We start from the raw sequence: 18,766 nt of genomic DNA on the forward strand, positions 1-18,766 counted from the left end.
TAAAACATCAGGCACGCGCTTTTCCTGTTCGGGAGGCAGCCTGTATCAACGTCTGCCAAGGGAGTGTTTCCGATGCAATACGGTCAAGACAAACAGTTGCGCGGTGGGGCGGCGAGCGACCCGCGCCGTGATACGCCCCTCGCCACCCCGGCGGAAAAGCGGCATGTCTTTATTGTGGGGGGCATGGTGGTGTTTTTTGTAACGCTTATCGTGCTGACATGCCTTTTCGCGCCCCATATCCCGCTGCCACGGTTCTGATCGTGGCAGCCTTGGCTGTAAAGCCGCCTTTTTTCAATCAGGGCGGCTTTATCCTTCCTGTCCAAGCCGGCTGGCTTCAGGGTCAAAGGCAATGTCGTTCCACGCTGTATCGAACCGCCATCCGGGCGGCAGGGCCAGATACCGCGCAAGCTCAGGCCGTGCCGCGGTGACATGACAGGCGTGGACGGTTTTCAGGCTGGCGATGTCATCATCATAGCGGTCGGTGGTGATCCACCAGCCTGACATATGGGGTGGGGACGCATAGCGCACGCCCTGTACTTCATCGCCCTCATAAACCCCATCGGAGATGACGATCAACTGTTCGGGCCCAGGCGGGGTGAACACGGCCTGTACGCTGCGGCAGGTGGCGTGCTGTTCTTCCCAGTAGGTCACGCAGGCATCCACGCCGCTCTGTTCCTCCAGCCCGAAGGTGGGGCAGGCGGGCACGGGTTCATGAAAATCAAGGTAGCCGTCAGCCGCAAGCGCGCCACACGTGGCCCAGTAGCCGTAACGGATCGGGTCGTCCGGTTCTATGGGCCTGTGTTTTATGGTGATGCGCTCGATGGCGTGGCACAGGAAGTTTTCACACCCGGCAAGCAGGCGGGGCTGCGATACGGTGGCGCGTAATTCATGGCCGTTACTGTCGAGCAGTCCCGATGTGTGCAGGCTCAGGCCGTTTTTGATGATTTTTATGGTTGCGGTCATATCCTGCCATTTGCATGTGGTGCCCTGTTGGGGACAATAATAACCACATCCGTATATATTGCAAATAATGACATGAAATTGCCACTTTTATTAAACCGGGCAAGTAAAACGACTCCATGGACAGGATCACTTAACCGTGTGGGTGAGACTAGGGGTTTAATAACCCGTTAACCGATACAGATCCAGAAATGGCACCGGTTTCTCCTCCTGCAAGGAAACAGGCCGATGATGAATGCGGTTACGCCTTTTTCAACCCCGATCCGCCTGCTTTCAGTCGCGGCAGAGATGTTTCCCTTCGTCAAGACCGGCGGGCTGGGCGATGTGGTGGGTTCCCTGCCACACGCGCTGGCCCCTTATGGCGTGGAGGTGACAACCCTGCTGCCCGGCTACCCCGCCGTCATGGCGGCATTGCCTGCGCGCGTGTCCGTCATGCACCATCCTGACCTGCTGGGGCACGAGGCCACGCTGTGGTCGGCCCATGTGGCCGGGCTGGACCTGCTGGTGCTTGACGTGCCCGCCCTGTTTGATCGTCCTGGCAACCCCTATCTCGGCCCCGAGGGGCAGGACTGGCCCGATAACGGCATCCGTTTCGCCACCCTTGCCCGCATGGCGGCGGATATTGCCTCAGGCCGCACGCCGCACCCGCGCCCCGACCTTGTGCAGGCGCATGACTGGCAGGCCGGGCTTACCGCAGCCTACCTGCATCATGACCAGCAGGCGGCTGAACGTGGCGGCCTGCCCGTGGTCACCCGCGTGCCGGTGGTCCAGACCATCCACAACCTTGCTTTTCAGGGGCGGTTTCCCGCCGGGTGCCTGACCGAATTCGGCCTCCCACCCGAGGCGTTCTCGGTCGAGGGATGCGAGTGCTATGGGGCCATCAGCTTCCTCAAGGCGGGGCTGTACCATGCCGATCGCATCACCACCGTCTCGCCATCCTATGCGCAGGAAATCCAGACGCCCGAAGGCGGCATGGGCCTCGATGGCCTGCTGCGCCATCGCAGCGACCGGCTGGAGGGCATTCTCAACGGCATCAGCACCGACACATGGAACCCGGCCTCCGACCCGGCAGTGCATTTTCCCTACATGGTGGGCGATACCGTGGGCCGCGCGCCCAACAAGCGCGACCTGCAGGCCGAATTCGGCCTGTGGGCTGACCCCGATGCCTTTGTGGTGGGCGTGGTCAGCCGCCTGACCGCGCAGAAGGGTATCGACCTTCTGGCTGACGTGACCCCGCGCCTGCTGGAAGGCAACACCCAGCTTATCGTTGTGGGCGAGGGCGACCGCGAGATCGAGCGCCGCCTCGCTGGCCTGCAACGCCAGTTTCCCGGCCGGTTCGCCTGCCATCTCGGCTATAGTGAATTCCTTGGCCACCGCCTGCCTTCGGCGGTTGATGCGCTGCTCATTCCCTCGCGCTTCGAGCCCTGCGGGCTGACCCAGCTTGGCGCGCTGCGTTATGGCGCGGTGCCGATTGCCGCCCGCGTGGGCGGCCTGGCCGACACCATTGTCAACGCCAATCCCGCAGCCGTGGTCCAGGGCGCTGCGACGGGTTTCCTGTTCACGCCCGTTGATGGCGAGACCCTGCTCGCTACCGTGGCGCGCGCGCGCCAGCTCTATCGGCGCAACCGCCGCATGTGGCGCCAGCTCCAGCTTACGGGTGCGGCCTATGACGTGTCATGGAACGACAAGGCCGCCCATTATGTCAGGCTGTTTGCCGAGATGCTGGGCCTTGATGCGGGCGGCCGGGCGGATTCAAACGTGATCAGCCTGCCAGCAGGCCAACGTGGCCTGCGTGAGGGCCGCAGGCGGCGCATTGCGCGCAGGCCGCCCCGCCTGTCACGCGCGCTGGCCGTTCCCCATTGATGCGTCTGGCCCCCAACGTTCACAGCCAAACCCCTACAGCACAGTAAAGGCCCCGGCATGCGGATCAGGCACGATGCAGCCCACTATGTCCTCCCCGATGGTATTGATGATCTTGTGCATGGGCGCAGTTCTGATCCGTTTGCCATTCTTGGCCGCCACAACATGGGGCGTGTCGATGTCATCCGCGTGCTGTACCATGATGCGGCGCGCGTAAGGCTGGTGGTCGAGCGCCCGCGCGCCAGCCCGATCGAGCGCCCCATGCGGCGCATGAACGAGGCGGGGCTGCATGTCGGCACCATTCCCGCAGGGGCGCGCTATCACCTGAAAATCGTCTGGGCCGACGCGGTGGAGGAAACCGCCGACCCGTATTCATTCGGCCTGCTGCTTGATGAGGCGGAGCTGCGCCTGTTTGCCGAAGGTAGCCACCGCCAGCTTGATCACCTCATGGGCGCGCAGCCCATGGTGGTTGACGGCACGCCAGGCGTGCGCTTTGCCGTGTGGGCGCCCAATGCGCGGCGGGTTTCGGTCATCGGGGATTTCAATTTCTGGGATGGCAGGCGCCACCCCATGCGCCTGCGCCACAGTGCAGGGGTGTGGGAGCTGTTCATTCCCGGCCTCGGCCCCGGCGAGCGCTACAAATTTGAGATCATGACGCGCGAGGGCCATATCCTGCCCCACAAGGCCGATCCCTTCGCCCGGTTTGCCGAGCGCCCGCCCGCCACCGCCTCGGTCGTGGCATCGCTTGCACCTTTTGCCTGGACCGATGCGGACTGGATGGCCACGCGCGGGCGCGCTCAGGCTACCGATGCGCCGCTGGCCATATATGAACTGCACGTCCCCTCATGGCGCAGGCCCCAGGGCGACCCGGACCGCATCATGTCGTGGCGCGAACTTGCGGGCGAACTCATTCCCTACGTGCAGGCGGCGGGCTTTACGCATGTCGAACTCATGCCTGTCATGGAATATCCGTTTGGCGGCTCATGGGGCTACCAGCCGCTCGGGCTGTTCGCGCCCTCCGCCCGGCATGGCACGCCGGCTGATTTTGCGGCCTTCATCGATGCCTGCCACGCAGCGGGCATCGGCGTGATCCTGGACTGGGTGCCCGCCCATTTCCCCAATGACGTGCACGGGCTGGCCTGTTTCGATGGCTGTGCGCTGTACGAGCATCAGGACCCGCGCGAGGGGGTGCACCGTGACTGGAACACCCATATCTATAATTTCGGCCGCCACGAGGTGCGTGGCTTCCTCATCGCCAGCGCGCTGATGTGGCTGGAGCGCTTTCATATCGACGGGCTGCGTGTCGATGCCGTGGCCTCCATGCTGTACCGCGACTACAGCAGGCGGGAAGGGGAGTGGATCCCCAACATCCATGGCGGGCGTGAAAACCTTGAGGCCGTTGCCTTCCTGCGCCAACTCAACGAGACCGTGCGCGAAACCTGCCCCGATGCGATGATGATTGCCGAGGAATCCACCGCCTGGCCCGGCGTGACCCGCCCGGTGGCGCAGGGGGGGCTGGGCTTTTCCTATAAATGGAACATGGGATGGATGCATGACAGCCTGCGCTTCTTTGCGCGTGACCCGCTGTGGCGTGGCCATCACCTCAATGAAATCCTGTTCGGGCTGCATTATGCCTTCAGCGAGCATTTCATCCTGTGCCTGTCGCATGATGAAGTGACCCACGGCAAGGGCTCGCTGCTGGCCCGCATGCCCGGTGATGGCTGGCAGCGCCATGCCAATCTGCGGGTGTTTTTCGCCTTCATGTGGGCCCATCCGGGGCGCAAGCTGGTGTTCATGGGGGCCGAACTGGCGCAGGAGGCGGAATGGTCACATGAGGGCGAGCCGCCATGGCGCAGCCTGGATGATCCGCTCAAGGCGGGCATGCTGGGTCTCATCACCGATCTCAACCGCCTCTATCGCGATCTGCCCGCCCTCCATGCGCTTGACAGCGACCCCGCCGGTTTTGCGTGGGTGATTGGTGATGACACCGCCAACGCCGTGCTGGCCTGGCTGCGGCTGGCGCCGGGCCATGCCCCGGTGCTGGTGGTGCTCAACCTGACCCCCGTGGTGCGCCATGGCTACCGCGTGGGCGTGCCGGTGGGCGGGCCGTGGCGCGAGCGCCTCAATTCCGATGCTGAGGCCTATGGCGGCAGCGGCGTGGGCAATGGCGGTGGCGTCATGGCGCAGCCCGAACCTTCTCACGGCCAGCCCTGCTCGTGCGTGCTGACCCTGCCGCCGCTGGCAGCGCTTTACCTTCAGCCTGCGGGAGAAGGATCATGATGCGCTTCCCGCCCGCGCTTTCGCCCGGCAGCCCCACCCGCCTCGGCGCGTGCTGGGATGGGCTTGGCGTCAATTTCGCGGTGTTCTCGGCCAATGCGCAGCAGATCGACCTGTGCATTTTCGACCCGCGCGACCGGCGCGAGATCGCGCGCTTTCGTCTGCCCGAATATACCGATGAGATATGGCACGGCTACCTGCCCGATGCCGAGCCGGGGCTGTTATACGGCTTCCGGGCCTTCGGGCCATACGACCCCGCCAACGGCCACCGCTTCAATCCGCACAAGCTGCTGATCGACCCCTATGCCCGCAGGCTCACGGGGCCGGTTTCATGGTCGGACACGCAGTTCGGCTACCGCCTGCACTCGCCGCGCGCCGACCTGTCCTTCGACCGACGTGACAGCGCGCCCTCCATGCCCAAATGCGTGGTGGTGAACGATGCCTATGAGTGGGAGGATGACATCCTGCCCTGCGTACCGTGGGCGGATACCGTCATCATGGAGGCGCATGTCAGGGGCCTGACCATGCAGCGCGCGATGGAGCGCAACCCCCAGCCCGGTACGTTCCAGGCCCTTGGCGCGCCCGAAATGATCGCGCACCTGCACAGGCTGGGAGTGACCACGCTCGAACTGCTGCCCATCCAGTGCTTTGCCCCCGAGCGTTACCTGATCGAGCGCAGGCTGACCAATTACTGGGGCTACAACACGCTGGCGTTTTTCGTGCCGCATGCGGGCTATCTGGCCAGCGGCTCGGCGCATGAACTGCGCGCGGCCATCAGACGGTTGCACAAGGCGGGCATCGAGGTGGTGATGGACGTGGTCTACAACCACACCTGCGAGGGCAGCGAACTCGGCCCCACCCTGTGCTACCGCGGGCTGGACAACGCCACCTATTACAGCCTCGTGCCCGGTGATGAGCGGCACCTCATCAACGATACCGGCTGCGGCAACACGCTCAACCTGTCGCACCCGCGCGTGTTGCAGATGGTGCTGGACTCGCTGCGCTACTGGGCGGGCGAATTCCACATTGATGGCTTCCGCTTCGACCTCGCTCCGGTGCTCGGGCGCGAGCCCTATGGCTTCGATCAGGGATCAGGCTTTTTCGATGCCATCATCCAGGACCCCTTGCTGTCCACCCGCAAGCTGATTGCCGAGCCATGGGACCCCGGTCCCGGCGGCTACCAGTTCGGCAACTTCCCGCCCGGCTTTGCCGAATGGAATGACCGCTTCCGCGATACCACGCGGCGCTTCTGGCGCGGCGATGGCCAGCAGCAGGGCGATATCGCCGCCCGCATCGCAGGCTCGGGCGACCTGCTCGACCATAGGGGCCGCAGGCCGTGGAGTTCGGTCAACCTCATTACCGCGCATGACGGCTTCACGCTCGAGGACGTGGTCAGCTACGCCGAGCGCCATAACGAGGCCAACGGGGAAGATGGCCAGGATGGCAGCGCCGACAACAACAGCGCCAACTGGGGTGTGGAAGGCCCGACCGATGACCCCGCCATCCTCGACCTCCGCGCCCGCGTGCAGCGTGCCATGATGGCGACCCTCATGTTCTCGCACGGAACCCCCATGCTGCTGGCGGGCGATGAGTTTGGCCAGACCCAGAACGGCAATAACAACACCTACTGCCAGGACAACCCCACAAGCTGGCTGGACTGGAAGCGCGCCGCCTCGCCGCAGGGCCAGTTGATGACCGCTTTTGTCGCCCGCCTTGCCACGCTGCGCCGTGCCCACCCCTCGCTGCGGGCAGCGCGCTACATGCATGGCCGCCACAGGCCGCTGCCTGACATGCCCGATATCGGCTGGTTCGACCATGATGGCACGCCCATGGGGGTGGAGCAGTGGAATGACGAGACATTCCACCTGCTTGGCGTGCGCCGCGCCAGCACCGGGGCCGATGGCGCGGTCGACATCACCTACATGCTGCTCAACCCCGGCGGGAGCGACGTGAACGCGACCCTGCCTGCACCCGGAGGGCAGTGGACCCTGCTGCTCGACACCACGCAGCCCGAGCGGGCGGAACAGGCGCTGGGTGCGGATGTGCATGACATTACCGTGCCCGCCCACGGGCTTGTGCTGCTGGCTTTCGTGCCTGGCAGCGATGATGAGGCGGAGGATGCCGCATGAGCACCCATTTCCAGTCTGACCGCTACGTCGGGGCCACGTTGCTCGATGCCGGGCATACCCGCTTCCGGTTCTGGGCGCCCTCATGCCACACGGTCCTGCTCGAGGCGCAGGGCCACGCGCCTGTTGCCATGGCCCGCGACAGGGAGGGGTGGTTTGAATGCGTGTTCCCCTGCGGGGCGGGCACGCGCTACCGCTACCGCGTGGCCCGTGACCTTGCCGTGCCGGACCCCGCCTCATGCTACCAGCCCGACGACGTGCGCGGACCAAGCGAGGTGGTCGATCCCGCCGCCTATGACTGGCAGCACGCCGCATGGCCGGGCCGCCCATGGCATGAGGTGGTCATATACGAGGTGCATGTGGGCCTGATGGGTGGTTATGAAGGCGTAGCCCGCGACCTGCCGCGCCTTGCCGCCCTTGGCGTGACCGCCATCGAACTCATGCCGCTGGCCGAGGTGCCGGGCGGACGCAACTGGGGCTATGACGGCGTGCTGCCTTTCGCCCCGGAATCCGCCTACGGGCCGCCCGATGCGCTCAAGGCGCTGGTTGATACGGCGCACGGGTTGGGACTCATGGTGTTTCTCGACGTGGTGTACAACCATTTCGGCCCGGACGGGAATTACCTGGCTGACTACGCAACGCCCTTCTTCAGGTATGACACGGCAACGCCGTGGGGGGCGGCGATTGATTTCGGGCAGGAGGCGGTCAGCCAGTTCTTTATTGATAACGCGCTGTACTGGCTTATGGAATTCCGCTTTGACGGCCTGCGGCTCGATGCCGTGCAGGCCATTGTGGACCGGGACTGGCTGATGGCGTTGCCTGCCATCATCCGCAACCATGTCGAGCGCGGGCGGCATGTGCACCTGATCGTTGAAAATGAAAACAATGATGCCGGCCTGCTGCGTGCGGGCTATCGGGCCCAGTGGAATGATGATGCCCATAACGCCCTGCATGTGCTGCTGACCGGCGAGGACGAGGGCTATTACGGCAATTTCGCTCCCGAACCGGCGCCTGCGCTGGCGCGCGTGCTGGCCGAAGGTTTTGCCTTTCAGGGCGAGGTGCAGCCGGTCAATGGCAAGGCGAGGGGCAGCCCGAGCGCTGACCTTGCACCGGACCGCTTCATCATCTTCCTGCAAAACCATGACCAGATCGGCAACCGCGCACTAGGCGAGCGGCTGGGCGTGCTGGCCACGCCACAGGCCCTGCGCGCGGCCTACGGGCTGGTGCTCCTGTGCCCGCAGGTCCCGATGCTGTTCATGGGCGAGGAATGGGGTTCGCGCCAGCCCTTCCTGTTCTTTACCGACTACAACCCGGCGCTCGGCCGGATCGTGCGCGAAGGGCGGCGGCAGGAATTTGCCGGTTTCTCGCATTTCGCCTCGGCGGAAAAACGCGATACTATCCCCGATCCCAACGCGCCTGAAACCTATGCCGCCTCGCGCCTCGACCCCCTCGAGCGCGATAAACCGGCCCACAGGGAATGGAACGCACAGATTGCGCAGCTCCTGGCCCTGCGCCACGCCGAGATTACGCCCCGCCTGCCCGGCGCGCGTGCCATGGGGGCGCAGGTGCTGGGCAGGGGGGCGGTTTTTGCCCGGTGGCGCATGGGCGATGGGGCGGTGCTGTCCATTGCCCTCAACCTGGGCGATGCGGCAGTGCCGCTGCCAGACATGCCGCAGGGGCGCTGCCTGCATGCGGTGCTGCCGCACGGGGTGGACCTGTTCTGCGCAACCCTGCCCCCCTGTGCCATGATGGCCTGCCTGAACGAGGCCGAGGATGAATAACCGCACCCTTGTCGAGCGCGCCCGCCATGCCGGGCTGAGCCTGCGTTGGCGCGATGCCGCGGGCGAGATGCACCGCGTCTCGAACGAGAGCCTGCGCCGCCTGCTGGCCGTGCTGGAAGGTCATGCCCCGCCGCCACGCCCGCGCGGGGCGCTGCCCGCCATGGTGGTGGGCGTTGCAGGGCAGGCGACCGTGCTGCCCCTGCCACCTGCTGATGCCGGGGGCCGGTTTCGCCTCGTGCTGGAAAATGGCGCGGAAATTGAAGGCAATTTGCGCCTGATGCGTGGCCACCCTGCGCTGCCCCCCGTGGGCGTGTGCGGCTACCACCGGCTGGAAGTGGGCGACACGCCCGCAACCTTGGCCATTGCGCCCCCGTCCTGCCCGCGCGTGAGCCGGATTTGCGCAGGCGGCAGCGTGCGGGCATGGGGCCTGGGCGCGCAGGTTTATGGCCTGCGCATGGCGGGCGATGGCGGGATTGGCCATTTTGGCGCGGTTGAAACCCTGGCCCGCACGGCTGCGGCACGCGGGGCGGATGCGCTGGCCATCAGCCCGGCCCATGCCATGTTTGCAGCCCGCCCCGGGCAGTACAGCCCGTATTCGCCTTCCTCGCGCCTGTTCCTTAATGGTTTGCTGGCTGACCCGCATGCGGTGTTCGACGCGGCAACCGTGCAGGCCGCCGTGGTCAGGGAGGGGGCGGATTATGTCGATACGCTCAGGCAGCTTGAGGATGCGCCGCTGATTGACTGGGCGCGGGCCAGCACATGCCGCTACCGGTTGCTCAGGCGGCTGTATGATGAGCGGATCGCGGCCAGTCCGCCACAGGCCATGCGCGACTTCCGCGCGGCCGGGGGGCGGGCGCTCGAGCAGCATGCCCTGTTCGAGGCGCTGCATGCCTATTTCTCCACCCGTGGCGAACGCGGCGGCGACTGGCGGCGCTGGCCTGTGCCCATGCGCCAGCCAGACAGCCCGGAAGTGGCGCGGTTTGCGCAGGAATTCGCCCATGACGTGACATTCCATGTGTTCGTGCAATGGCTGGCGGCCACCAGCCTTGCCCGTGCCTGCGCAGGCGCGCGTTCAGCGGGCATGCGCATCGGCCTGATCAAGGACATGGCGGTGGGCGTGGACCCCACGGGCAGCGAATGCTGGGCGCGCCAGTCCGAGTTCCTGCTCGGTGCAGGCATTGGCGCGCCGCCCGATGCGCTCAGCCCGCTGGGGCAGGACTGGGGGCTGACCACGTTTTCCCCCGCCGGGCTGCGGGCCACGGGCTACCGCGCCTTTATCGACACGCTACGTGCGGGCTTCGCCCATGGCGGGGGCTTGCGCATCGACCATGTCATGGCGCTGGAACGGCTGTGGATCATACCGCAGGGCGGCGCTTCGGCTGAAGGGAGTTATCTGTCCTTTCCCGTGCGCGACCTCATGCGGCTCGTCGCCCTTGAGGCCATGCGGGCCGATGCCATGGTGATTGGCGAGGATCTGGGCACTGTCACCACCGCGTTTCGCAAGGCGGCGGGCGCGCATGGCATCATGGGCATGAACGTGCTGTTTTTCGAGCGCACGCCGCAAGGGGTGTTCAAACCACCCGCCACATGGTCGCCCCAGGCCACCGCCATGACCACCACCCATGACCTGCCCACGGTGGCAGGCTGGTGGCAGGGAACGGACATTGCATGGCGCGAGAAACTGCATCAGCTCCCCGTGGGCCTCGACCCCAATACCGTGCGTGACGAGCGTGAAAATGACCGCACCGCCCTGTGGTCCGCCCTGATGGACGACCGGCCTGCATCCGCCGCGCGGGGCAGGGGTGGGGAGAAGCCACCGCCAGATCCCACGGGAGCGGCAAGGGTGGTGGAGGAGGCCATCGGCTTCGTGGGCCGGGCCGCATGCCCGCTTGCCCTCATGGCGGTGGAGGACATGCTCGGCCTTGCCGAACAGCCCAACCTGCCCGGCACCACGAGCGGCCACCCCAACTGGCAGCGCCGCTACCCTGGCATGACCGCAACCCTGCTGTCAGGGCATGATACGCGCCGGCGCTTCAACCGCCTGCGCGCGGGGCGTGCCCATGAATAGCCGTGAGCCTGCCGCCCTAGTGCGGGCCACGCTGCGGCTGCAGTTCCGCGCGGGCATGACAATCGATGACGCAACCGCCCTTGTGCCGCAATTTGCCCGCCTTGGCATAAGCCATCTTTACGCCTCGCCCCTGTTTGCCGCCCGCCCCGGCTCGACCCATGGCTATGATACCGTGGCCTATGACCACATCGACCCGGCACTGGGCGGCGAGGCGGCCCTGATCCGCCTGGCTGACCGGCTGCATGCCCACGGCATGGGGCTGATCCTTGATATCGTGCCCAACCACATGGCCGTTGATGCCCATAATGCGTGGTGGATGGATGTGCTGGCCTGGGGGCAGGCTTCGGCGCATGCCACATGGTTCGACATCAACTGGCATGACCCGGATCTGCGCGGGCGGGTGCTGCTGCCCTTCCTTGATCGCCCGCTGCCCGAGGCAGTGGCGGCAGGCAGCCTTGTCCTGCGCCATGACGGGGATGGGGGACTGTTCCACATCCATCACCATGAGCACAGCTTTCCGCTCAGCCCGGCCAGCTATGCAGCCCTGCTGGCGCAGGTGGAGGCCCCCGGCGCGCTGCTTGCGGCGTTTACCACCGTGGCGCTGCGCGGCGGGCCGGGGGCGGAAGCGGATTGCGCGCTGGCGGCCCTGCGCCACTGGGCGGCAACACAGCGCGGGCAGGCGGCCATGGCGCGTCTTGCCAGCCTGCATGATGGATGCGACCCCGCAGGCCGCCTCCGGCTGGAACGCCTGCTGGCCGCGCAGCCCTGGCGTCTGGCCTGCTGGCGTGAGGCTGCGACACGGATCAACTGGCGGCGGTTTTTTGACATTACCGGCCTTGTGGGTGTGTGCGTGGAGCGCGCGGAGGTGTTCGAGGCGGTGCATGGCTATCTGTTCTCGCTGTATCAGCGCGGACTGGTTGACGGCGTGCGGGTCGATCATATTGACGGGCTGACCGCGCCTGCCGCCTACTGCCAGCGCCTGCGCACCCGACTTGACGCACTGGCCCGCCTGCGCCCCGAAAGCGCCCTGCCGGGGGCTGCCATTTACGTGGAAAAAATCCTTGCCACCGATGAGAGCCTGCCTGCTGCCTGGCCGGTTGAAGGCACCACGGGCTATGACTTCATGGATCAGGTCTCCGCCGTGCTGCATGATGCGCGCGCGGCCCCTGTGCTGGATCGGCTGTGGGCGGCGTGCGGGCCAGATGCGAAAGCCTGCGGCCTGATTGCGCGCGCAGCCCGCGCGCAACTGCTGGCCGGGGGCTTTGCCGCCGAATTCGGGCACCTGACCCGCCTGCTGGCCACGGCGCTGAAGGCGCGGGGGGCGGACTGCATGCCTGCGGCAGACCTGCGGGCCGTGCTTGAGGCCGTGCTGGTCTCCTTCGCGCTCTACCGCACCTATTTTGGCGATGAGGTGATGCATGACCATGCCGAAGATGGCGCGGCCCTGCACGCGGCCAGCACCGCCGCCCGGCCACGGCTGGCAGCCCAACTGCAACCGGTGCTTGATACGGTCGTGAGCATCCTGTCAGCCCGGCCGGAGCATGCGCCTGCGGCCTGCGTGCGCCGCGCCGAGCAGGCATTCGAGCACCTGACCGCGCCGCTGGCCGCCAAATCAACGGAAGATACGGCCTTTTACTGCTACGGGCGCCTGATCTCGCGCAACGAGGTGGGGTCCGACCCGGCACGGCTCGGCCTTGCGGTTGCGGATTTCCATGCCGGTTGCACCACCCGTGCCCGCGCGCACCCCGCCGCCATGCTCACCACCGCGACCCACGACCACAAGCGTGGCGAGGACAGCCGCGGCCGCTTGGCCGTGCTGAGCGAGATGGCGCCCGCGTGGCATGGACAGGTCAGCGCGTGGTTTGCCCAAAACGGCGCGGAAACGGCGATCGGGCCAGACCGCATTGATGAACTGATGCTGTACCAGACCATGCTCGGTGCGTGGCCACTCACCCCTTTCGCCAGCGAGGGCGTGCGTGAGGCGTGGTGCGAACGCATCGTGCAATGGCAGACCAAGGCCCTGCGCGAGGCCAAGCGCCATACGAACTGGCTCGACCCCGACATGGCGTATGAGGAAGCCTGCACGGCCTTTGTGCGCCGTCTTGTCGCCAACCCGGCTTTCATGGCGCAGATGGAGCGGGTGGTGGCGCAGATTGCCCCGGCGGGCGCGCTCAACGGGCTGGCGCAGACCCTTCTGCGGCTGACCACGCCCGGCGTGCCGGACCTGTATCAGGGCTGTGATTTATGGGATTTCAGCCTCGTTGACCCCGATAACCGCCGCCCGGTTGATTTCGGCCTGCGCCATGCGCTGCTCGAACACGCTGGCAGTTTTGATGCCTCCGCCGCCACATGGCGCACGGGCCAGGTCAAGCTTGACCTGATCCGGCGCATCCTGTCGTTTCGGGCACGCTATCCTGACCTGTTTGCCAGGGGGTACTACCAGCCGCTGGCGGTGGAAGGGGCGGACCGCGACCATGCCATTGCCTTCCTGCGGCAGCATGACGGGTTCAGCCTGCTGGTGGTGGCCCCGCGCCTGCCACTGGGCATGGAAATACAGGCCGATACGCTGGCGCTGGGGCGTGATATGGCGCTGCGCGTGACCCTGCCGCAGCCAGTCGGCCCATGGCACAGCCTGCTGGGTGCCTTACCGGTGCAGGCCGCCGTGCCGTTTACGCGCGGGCAGGTGCCCCTTGTCTGCCTCGTGCATGATGCGGGTGGTCGGGGCTTGCCCTGAATCAGGCGGTGGCGAGGGAACGCAGTTCGGTAAAGAGGATTTCCTTGCCGTCATAAACCGGCCGGTCGTAGCGGAAGCCGGTCAGGCTTTCGATCACGCTGACCGGTATGTCAAAAAACACATCCACGTTCTTGCACGTGCCCGCCTCGGCGCGGGCGGCTTCGATGATGGCGCTGCTTTCAGGGGGGAGGGTGCCGGTGCACTCAAGGTTATCGTGCCCCTTGGCGGCCTCGTGGGAAATGTTCCACCTATTGTACATTTTCCCCTGGTCGTCATAGTCATGCCCGAAGCCGACGCTCATCATGGTTGTTTCCAGCACGCAGCAGCCCACGATGCTATGCCTGCACCTGAAAGGCAGGTGAAGCGGCTCACTGTCTGGCAGGTATTCACACTGGCTGGACCACAGGATGGTCCACCCCGTTGGCATGTCGGCGATGGAAAAATCGGCCTCGCGTGCTTCGTCCTCGATCCCGGTATCCTCAAATTCCATAAGGGCCAGTATTTCTTCACGGCGCACGCCATGGAACGCCAGATAGGATGCATTAAAACCCATTACTTAAATCCTGAATATTATATTCAACATATATAAAATGCCATAATATTAATAATCACGCAACCATGCCCATTACCTGTGCCTGCATGACGTAATGAGTGCCGAGCGCGTTTTTGCCCGGCTCTGGTTTGACGGCGCGACAGGGAAAATTTACTCTGCCGCGTCATACATGTATCAGGCCATGATGACGGATTTGAAAAAGCGGCATACAGAATATTTTCAAAAACGGATTTGCATGAATGATCCTGTCATGAAACTGGTGGATTTTTCGTGACAGGCACCCGGCAAGCAGAGGTTTGAACGTGAACGGTTTTCCTGACGACCCGAAAAACATGCCCCCCCGCCTGGGCCGGAGGGGGCTGTTTGCCGGTTCCCTGGCCCTTGGCGCGCTCGCCGGTGGCCGGTGGGCGTCTGTGCCTGCCGCCGCCGCGGCCCTGCGGCGCACGGCGGTGCCCGGCACGGTGCCCCTGCTTGTGCCCATGCGCCCCCATGCCGACCAGATAACCGATATCAAGGTCTGCCTGCGCCCGTTCCGCGCCGCAGGCCCGCGGCTCGATGTCGAGCGCGTGGGCGAGAAGGTGGTCATCCACAATTACGGCCATGGCGGCAGCGGGTGGTCGCTTTCATGGGGCTCGGCCGAGATGGCGGTGGGCAAGGCGGCGGCCCTGTCGCCCCGGCGCGTGGCGGTTGTGGGGTGCGGGGTGATTGGCCTGACCACGGCGCTGACGGCGCAGCGCGCAGGGCTTGATGTCACGATCTATACGCGCGACCTGCTGCCCCATACCCGCTCGGTCCGTGCCAATGGTAGCTGGACGCCGGATTCACGCGTGGCGCTGACCGCCCCCGCAGGGTCGCAATTTGCCGACACGTGGGAGCGGATGGCCCGCTATTCATGGAAAAGCTATCGCGATTACCTTGGCCTGCCCGGCAACCCGATCGACTTCCGGGACAGTTATGTGCTGTCCGACACGCCTTTTGACGCGCCGGAACCCGAGCCTGAAAATCCGGACCACAAGGGCGACTATGCCACGACCGGCATGCCGCAGCAATCAAGCGAGTTTGCCAGTTATGGCGAACGGATACGCGATATCATTCCAGCATCCGAACTGCTCTCCGCGCAGGAAAATCCGTTTGCGGTGCCCTATGCCCGGCGCGCGCCGCTGATGATCTTTAATTTCGGGGCGTATGGGCATCTCCTGCTGTCCGAATTTTATCAGGCGGGGGGGCGGATCGTCATCCGCGAGTTCCATACACCGGCCGACATGAAGAGCCTGCCCGAGCCGGTCATCATCAATTGCCCCGGCTATGCGGCGCGTGACCTGTGGGGGGACCGCTCGCTCATTCCCGTGCGTGGCCAGACCGCGTGGCTGCCGCCGCAACCCGATGTGGCTTATGGGGTGCGTTACAAGGGGGCCTCGGCGCTTTCGAAAAGTGATGGCTTGATGATACAGGGGTTTGACATGTCGGGCTTGGGTGAAATGGACGGCGTGGGCAACAGTTTTGAACATGCCGACCGTAGCGAGGCGGAAAAGGCGATTGGCATATTTGAAAATCTTTTTGCCCGTTTTCCCGCGGGGCAGGGCTGATGCGCGGCCTGCTCGCAAGGCTGCGTGATGCCGCGCTGGGGGCAGGGCTGCTGGCGCTGAGCGTGCAGATGGCCCATGCGGCACCGGCGCGGGCTGGTACATCCTATTACACCCCCGCGCAGGCCGGGCGGGGGGCTACGGCCTACCAGCAGTTCTGCGCGGTGTGCCACGGGGCGGATCTGGGCGGGGCCTTTGACGTGCCGCCGCTTGTGGGGCGCTTTGCCGCCAACTGGTCAGGCGCACCGCTGGGCCAGTTGTTTGACTACATGTCAAAAGCCATGCCGCTTTTTGCCCCCGGCACGCTGACACCTGCGCAGAATGCGGATCTGCTGGCGTTCATGCTGCGTGAGAACGGCGCGCCCGCAGGCAGTCGTGATCTTACCCCCGAGAGGGTGAAAACCATGATATTTCCTAAAATGACTGCCGCCACCGTGAAGTAAAGACAGGGCAGGGCGCGGCTAATGGTGAAGCATGCCCATGCCCGCCTGCATGGCGGTATGCAGCATGTCAGACCACAGGCCGTTCCTGCCGCTCGGTGGCCCGCCTTCGGCCGGGGTGTCCATTTCCCGGCCGTTTGTAACGGGCAGCCCGTCATCATCAAGCGGCACGGAACGGGCAGTACAGCCGGCCACCATCATGAAACAGGCCAGCATGGCGGCAGCCCGCATTCAACCCGGCCTGTTGATCTGGCTGTCTGATACAGCCATTGTCTCTGTTGCCCTGCGAACCAGGAAAAACATGCACGCTCCACGTCATTGCCCACGATTGACGCGATCTTAACGGGTGCGGCTGCGCAACAGCCGTAACGAAACGTGATGTTTGATTGCGTCGTGTAAAAGGGGGCTGCATCACGGTACAGAGAGATTGCAGCCTCAGGCCGGAACCCGTGCTATGCTGCGACGTTGGATACGCGTGGCGGGAATACCCCACCGCACCAGCATAAACCTCGTGACAGTTCCAATACCCACAACGCAGATGCAAGGGAGATGGACATGCCGAAGTCAGATCATGATGTAAACATTCAGGAAGTTGAACTGCGGGCGATCAGCCTGTGGAACAAACAGCACCCTGACCGCCCGTGGCGGCGGCTGAGCAACCTGCATCGCTACCGCAGGACCACGCATGCCCTGCAGGGCATGCCCGCCTTTCCTGAAGAACAGGCGCAGTTCCGCTATCTCGCCACCCATGCCATGACCATGTCGCAAGCGAAAAGCTGCACGTGAAGCTGGGGCAGGGTAAACTGTTTCCTGTTTCTGATTGAAGCGTGACAAAGCGGGGCTGCGCGCAGCAGCCCCGCAAAAGGCATGTCATGATGCGTCACGCCCTATTGCAGGGCGGACGGACTGCGCAGGTTCTGGTGGTTGGAAGACATGCCGGGACTGTCCGGGCCTTTATTGGCGGCGGGTTGGCGGGTCAGGGGCTGGTCGGGCTGGTTCGTGGGGTCTGGCCGTTCGCTCTTTTCGGGCAGCGGCACGGTCTTGCGGGATTGTGGATGCGCCCGTTCTATGGATGAGGGGGAATTATCTCCCGGCAGGTCCACGCTTTTGTCGGTCGGGTGTTTCTGGGCCAGGGCCACAGGCCCGCTGGCCATGAACACCACGCCCGTTACTGCAAGGGCAGAAATAATACGCATGTTGTCCTCTTTTCTTGTGTAAAGAAGCACGCATGGGTGAAAATGGCTTCGGGGCAGGCGCCCTGCTGGTCGTATCGTGCAGGCGCGGGCACAGTTCCGGTTGCGGCCTGAATATTATGGAATATGATTTTCCCAGAAATAATTTGAAACTTCATGAATGCGATCATGTTTGTGCTGCCATATCCACGCCTTGGTGACAGCGTATGTCATCCATCGTCTGCCACCCCTGAAATGGTAATGGAGAGCAAGACATGACAATATCAGAACGGGAAAAAACGGATTTCTTTGATTCCGATTTCTGCCAGCACAAGAATTTCTGGCAAAAACGTAAGGTTTCCGTCCTGACGGATATGGTATTTGATTTTCATAACCGGAAGTATTCCCGCCATGTCAGGAATATTGCCCGCAGGCAGCCGGTGCGCAGAATTCTTGTTACATCCGTGCGGGTGCCAAAACGCGAGCGCATACTGCATGATGTGTTCAGGCGGCTGAGAAATACAAAGCACAAGGTGGATTTCGTTACAGCCCAGATGCGTGACAGGGGCAAGTTTGTCAATATCAATACAGCCCTCGCAACAGTAAAACTCCAGGATTATGACTGGGTGGTCATTACTGATGATGATGTTGCCCTGCCGCCGCGTTTTCTCGATGGGTTCATATCGCTCTGCGAGGTCATGGGGCTGAAAATATCCCAGCCCGCCCATCGTTACCATTCCTATACATCCTTTACGTTCAATTATCGCAAATGGAACAGCCTCGGGCGCATTACCCGGTATGTGGAAGATGGGCCGGTCACCGCCTTCCACCGTGATGCCATGGCCTATGTCTATCCTTTCCCCGAATTGCGCTGGGCGTGGGCGACGGACATCGCGTTCTGCAACGCGGCACGCCACAATCACCATAATGTCGGCATTGTGGATTATACGGCCATAGAGCACCTCAAGCCCGCAGGGCAGGACTACCCCATGCAGGCGGCCAAGGCCGAGGCGCGGGAATTCCTGTCGCGCCAGGCGTTGCGGCCCGACCGGCGCGAACTGTTTCGCAACGTGGAAATCCTGCGCGATATCCAGCCCGACCACCTGACCTATGATGTACCGTGTCAGACGGGCCTGCCCGCCACATGGCCTGTGGCCCGGCCCTGATGCGGCATCGGCCTTTTCAAAAATACCCTGGAATTGTAAACGTTCC

Annotated in this window: 17 protein-coding genes; 12 read left to right on the plus strand and 5 right to left on the minus strand. The window is 64.2% G+C overall.

All coding sequences use genetic code 11. From position 1 onward, the window contains the following. The first annotated feature begins 72 nt into the window (after positions 1 to 72). Positions 73 to 258 carry a hypothetical protein gene (locus QEG70_RS01835; RefSeq protein ID WP_308719080.1) on the plus strand — a complete coding sequence of 62 codons (186 nt, stop codon included), beginning with the start codon at positions 73 to 75 and terminating at the stop codon, positions 256 to 258. 48 nt (positions 259 to 306) lie between these two features. Here QEG70_RS01835 and QEG70_RS01840 read toward each other — a convergent pair whose 3' ends face one another. Then, positions 307 to 963, minus strand: a complete 657-nt coding sequence (locus QEG70_RS01840) for an immunity protein Imm33 domain-containing protein (RefSeq protein WP_308719081.1) — start codon at positions 961 to 963, stop codon at positions 307 to 309. 225 nt (positions 964 to 1,188) lie between these two features. Between QEG70_RS01840 and glgA the strand changes: the two genes are divergently transcribed. The 6 genes from glgA to treY are packed head-to-tail and all read left to right on the plus strand — an operon-like array spanning position 1,189 to position 13,806. Continuing rightward, on the plus strand, positions 1,189 to 2,823 hold the full coding sequence (gene glgA / locus QEG70_RS01845; RefSeq protein WP_308719082.1) for a glycogen synthase GlgA: 1,635 nt from the start codon (positions 1,189 to 1,191) through the stop codon (positions 2,821 to 2,823). 57 nt (positions 2,824 to 2,880) lie between these two features. After that, positions 2,881 to 5,100 (plus strand): 1,4-alpha-glucan branching protein GlgB, encoded by a 2,220-nt coding sequence (gene glgB / locus QEG70_RS01850; protein WP_308719083.1) that lies wholly within the window; start codon positions 2,881 to 2,883, stop codon positions 5,098 to 5,100. Next, positions 5,097 to 7,226: a glycogen debranching protein GlgX gene (gene glgX, locus QEG70_RS01855; RefSeq protein ID WP_308719084.1), complete on the plus strand. Its 2,130-nt coding sequence runs from the start codon at positions 5,097 to 5,099 to the stop codon at positions 7,224 to 7,226. The genes glgB and glgX overlap by 4 nt, the downstream gene beginning before the upstream one ends. After that, positions 7,223 to 9,004: a malto-oligosyltrehalose trehalohydrolase gene (gene treZ, locus QEG70_RS01860; protein WP_308719085.1), complete on the plus strand. Its 1,782-nt coding sequence runs from the start codon at positions 7,223 to 7,225 to the stop codon at positions 9,002 to 9,004. The genes glgX and treZ overlap by 4 nt, the downstream gene beginning before the upstream one ends. Beyond that, positions 8,997 to 11,072, plus strand: a complete 2,076-nt coding sequence (malQ, locus tag QEG70_RS01865; protein WP_308719086.1) for a 4-alpha-glucanotransferase — start codon at positions 8,997 to 8,999, stop codon at positions 11,070 to 11,072. Before treZ ends, malQ begins: the two co-directional genes overlap by 8 nt. Beyond that, on the plus strand, positions 11,065 to 13,806 hold the full coding sequence (gene treY / locus QEG70_RS01870; RefSeq protein ID WP_308719087.1) for a malto-oligosyltrehalose synthase: 2,742 nt from the start codon (positions 11,065 to 11,067) through the stop codon (positions 13,804 to 13,806). Before malQ ends, treY begins: the two co-directional genes overlap by 8 nt. 1 nt (position 13,807) lies before the next feature. Here the strand turns inward: treY and QEG70_RS01875 are convergent, their stop codons facing one another. Next, complete coding sequence (locus tag QEG70_RS01875) at positions 13,808 to 14,359, minus strand: hypothetical protein (RefSeq protein ID WP_308719088.1); 552 nt, start codon at positions 14,357 to 14,359, stop codon at positions 13,808 to 13,810. 94 nt (positions 14,360 to 14,453) lie between these two features. Here QEG70_RS01875 and QEG70_RS01880 point away from each other — a divergent pair, with 94 nt between their 5' ends. The 3 genes from QEG70_RS01880 to QEG70_RS01890 all read left to right on the plus strand — a co-directional run bounded on the left by QEG70_RS01880 (position 14,454) and on the right by QEG70_RS01890 (position 16,385). Continuing rightward, positions 14,454 to 14,633, plus strand: a complete 180-nt coding sequence (locus QEG70_RS01880; protein WP_308719089.1) for a hypothetical protein — start codon at positions 14,454 to 14,456, stop codon at positions 14,631 to 14,633. A gap of 70 nt (positions 14,634 to 14,703) precedes the next feature. Further along, entirely contained in the window at positions 14,704 to 15,945 is a 1,242-nt protein-coding gene (locus tag QEG70_RS01885) for an FAD-dependent oxidoreductase (RefSeq protein ID WP_308719430.1), read from the plus strand. Continuing rightward, positions 15,945 to 16,385 carry a c-type cytochrome gene (locus QEG70_RS01890; RefSeq protein WP_308719090.1) on the plus strand — a complete coding sequence of 147 codons (441 nt, stop codon included), beginning with the start codon at positions 15,945 to 15,947 and terminating at the stop codon, positions 16,383 to 16,385. Before QEG70_RS01885 ends, QEG70_RS01890 begins: the two co-directional genes overlap by 1 nt. Positions 16,386 to 16,403: 18 nt before the next feature. On the opposite strand, the gene QEG70_RS01895 is transcribed toward QEG70_RS01890, so the two are convergent. Next, complete coding sequence (locus QEG70_RS01895) at positions 16,404 to 16,613, minus strand: hypothetical protein (RefSeq protein WP_308719091.1); 210 nt, start codon at positions 16,611 to 16,613, stop codon at positions 16,404 to 16,406. Between the two features lie 324 nt (positions 16,614 to 16,937). Here QEG70_RS01895 and QEG70_RS01900 point away from each other — a divergent pair, with 324 nt between their 5' ends. Next, the gene (locus QEG70_RS01900; protein ID WP_308719092.1) at positions 16,938 to 17,168 is read left to right on the plus strand and encodes a hypothetical protein; all 231 of its coding nucleotides are present in this window, start codon (positions 16,938 to 16,940) and stop codon (positions 17,166 to 17,168) included. A gap of 101 nt (positions 17,169 to 17,269) precedes the next feature. Here QEG70_RS01900 and QEG70_RS01905 read toward each other — a convergent pair whose 3' ends face one another. Both QEG70_RS01905 and QEG70_RS01910 read right to left on the minus strand, forming a co-directional pair. After that, on the minus strand, positions 17,270 to 17,578 hold the full coding sequence (locus QEG70_RS01905; RefSeq protein ID WP_308719093.1) for a hypothetical protein: 309 nt from the start codon (positions 17,576 to 17,578) through the stop codon (positions 17,270 to 17,272). A gap of 260 nt (positions 17,579 to 17,838) precedes the next feature. Further along, the gene (locus QEG70_RS01910) at positions 17,839 to 18,051 is read right to left on the minus strand and encodes a hypothetical protein (protein ID WP_308719454.1); all 213 of its coding nucleotides are present in this window, start codon (positions 18,049 to 18,051) and stop codon (positions 17,839 to 17,841) included. Positions 18,052 to 18,087: 36 nt separating this feature from the next. Between QEG70_RS01910 and QEG70_RS01915 the strand changes: the two genes are divergently transcribed. Then, positions 18,088 to 18,720: a hypothetical protein gene (locus tag QEG70_RS01915; protein ID WP_374762529.1), complete on the plus strand. Its 633-nt coding sequence runs from the start codon at positions 18,088 to 18,090 to the stop codon at positions 18,718 to 18,720. The last annotated feature ends 46 nt before the right edge of the window (positions 18,721 to 18,766 follow it).

It is taken from the genome of Komagataeibacter xylinus (assembly GCF_031081985.1).
Lineage (GTDB): Bacteria > Pseudomonadota > Alphaproteobacteria > Acetobacterales > Acetobacteraceae > Komagataeibacter > Komagataeibacter xylinus_E.

What these genes read in the sequence shown, in the direction of transcription:
- QEG70_RS01910 (WP_308719454.1), bottom strand. Translation starts at nt 18,051, where the DNA reads ATGCAGTATGCGCTCGCGTTTTGGCACCCGCACGGATGTAACAAGAAT.
- QEG70_RS01880 (WP_308719089.1), top strand. Translation starts at nt 14,454, where the DNA reads ATGAGTGCCGAGCGCGTTTTTGCCCGGCTCTGGTTTGACGGCGCGACA.
- QEG70_RS01835 (WP_308719080.1), top strand. Translation starts at nt 73, where the DNA reads ATGCAATACGGTCAAGACAAACAGTTGCGCGGTGGGGCGGCGAGCGAC.
- glgA (WP_308719082.1), top strand. Translation starts at nt 1,189, where the DNA reads ATGATGAATGCGGTTACGCCTTTTTCAACCCCGATCCGCCTGCTTTCA.
- QEG70_RS01900 (WP_308719092.1), top strand. Translation starts at nt 16,938, where the DNA reads ATGCCGAAGTCAGATCATGATGTAAACATTCAGGAAGTTGAACTGCGG.
- glgX (WP_308719084.1), top strand. Translation starts at nt 5,097, where the DNA reads ATGATGCGCTTCCCGCCCGCGCTTTCGCCCGGCAGCCCCACCCGCCTC.
- glgB (WP_308719083.1), top strand. Translation starts at nt 2,881, where the DNA reads ATGCGGATCAGGCACGATGCAGCCCACTATGTCCTCCCCGATGGTATT.
- malQ (WP_308719086.1), top strand. Translation starts at nt 8,997, where the DNA reads ATGAATAACCGCACCCTTGTCGAGCGCGCCCGCCATGCCGGGCTGAGC.
- QEG70_RS01895 (WP_308719091.1), bottom strand. Translation starts at nt 16,613, where the DNA reads ATGCGGGCTGCCGCCATGCTGGCCTGTTTCATGATGGTGGCCGGCTGT.
- treY (WP_308719087.1), top strand. Translation starts at nt 11,065, where the DNA reads ATGAATAGCCGTGAGCCTGCCGCCCTAGTGCGGGCCACGCTGCGGCTG.
- QEG70_RS01875 (WP_308719088.1), bottom strand. Translation starts at nt 14,359, where the DNA reads ATGGGTTTTAATGCATCCTATCTGGCGTTCCATGGCGTGCGCCGTGAA.
- QEG70_RS01840 (WP_308719081.1), bottom strand. Translation starts at nt 963, where the DNA reads ATGACCGCAACCATAAAAATCATCAAAAACGGCCTGAGCCTGCACACA.
- treZ (WP_308719085.1), top strand. Translation starts at nt 7,223, where the DNA reads ATGAGCACCCATTTCCAGTCTGACCGCTACGTCGGGGCCACGTTGCTC.
- QEG70_RS01905 (WP_308719093.1), bottom strand. Translation starts at nt 17,578, where the DNA reads ATGCGTATTATTTCTGCCCTTGCAGTAACGGGCGTGGTGTTCATGGCC.
- QEG70_RS01890 (WP_308719090.1), top strand. Translation starts at nt 15,945, where the DNA reads ATGCGCGGCCTGCTCGCAAGGCTGCGTGATGCCGCGCTGGGGGCAGGG.